Source organism: Bacillus sp. SIMBA_005, from assembly GCF_046535585.1.
Taxonomy (GTDB): Bacteria; Bacillota; Bacilli; order Bacillales; family Bacillaceae; genus Bacillus; species Bacillus pumilus.
Genome location: NZ_JAWRWI010000870.1, coordinates 1 through 249, shown reverse-complemented (window position 1 = coordinate 249; position 249 = coordinate 1). Strand labels below are relative to the sequence as shown.

The following is a 249-nucleotide window of genomic DNA, read 5'->3' as shown; positions in this document are numbered from 1 at the left end:
AAGAACATCCTATTACGCCATTATTGGACTTGTGACAATGTTAACGGTGCAGGCATTTTTAAATATTGCAGTAGTTATCGGTTTGGTTCCTGTAACCGGTGTCACATTACCTTTTATTAGCTATGGTGGAACATCTTTAGTAACAATGTGGTTAATAATAGGTATTATTTATCAATTAGCGAAATAAATATAAAGGAGGAGTACTTTTATGGAGAAAGTAATTGATATAGAAGATCGCATACCTACGCT

Annotated in this window: 1 protein-coding gene; it reads left to right on the top strand. The window is 33.7% G+C overall.

Annotated elements, in window-relative coordinates:
• Positions 1 to 187: FtsW/RodA/SpoVE family cell cycle protein (locus tag SB660_RS22555; RefSeq protein ID WP_410584719.1), on the top strand; the 187-nt coding region annotated here is incomplete at its 5' end.
• Positions 188 to 249: the final 62 nt, after the last annotated feature.